Here is a 644-nt window from a genome sequence, read left to right on the forward strand (position 1 = left end):
ACGCTGGACAACGTCCGTATGACGCAGCTGTTGCCGCAGGCACCGGTGGTGGTGTCAGAGGGACGCAGCTTTCCGGTTGAACGTTTATATCAGCCGTTGGCCAGCCATCAGCGGCTGGAGGATGGCGTAGCGGCGGCGGTGAAGCGTCTGCTGGCCGAACAGCCGGGGTCTTTGCTGTTGTTCCTGCCGGGCGTAGCGGAGATCAATCGGGTGCTGGAGCGATTGACCGGCGAGGTGGCGAGCGATACCGATCTTTGCCCGCTGTATGGTGCCCTGCCTTTGGCGCAACAGCAAAAAGCGATTCAGCCGGCGGCACCTGGCCGCCGCAAGGTGGTGCTGGCGACCAACATCGCCGAAACCAGCCTGACGATCGAGGGTATCCGGCTGGTGGTGGACAGCGGCCTGGAACGCGTGGCGCGTTACGACGTGCGCAACGGTTTGACGCGGCTGGCGACGCAGCGCATCAGTCAGGCCTCGATGGTGCAGCGTGCCGGGCGCGCCGGGCGCCTGGAGCCGGGCCTTTGCTGGCACCTGTTCGCCAAAGAGCAGGCGCAGCGTGCGGCCGAACATACCGAACCGCAAATTTTACAGAGCGATCTCACCGGCTTCTGGCTCGAATTGCTGCAATGGGGGTGCCATGATCC

At 64.3% G+C, this 644-nt stretch carries 1 protein-coding gene; it reads left to right on the top strand.

Annotated features, from left to right (window positions below):
• Positions 1–18: 18 nt before the first annotated feature.
• Positions 19–644 (top strand): helicase-related protein (locus SO140_RS46345; protein WP_498544256.1); only part of this gene is annotated, 626 nt, incomplete at its 3' end.

The sequence above is a fragment of the Bradyrhizobium sp. UFLA05-108 genome (genome assembly GCF_059803455.1).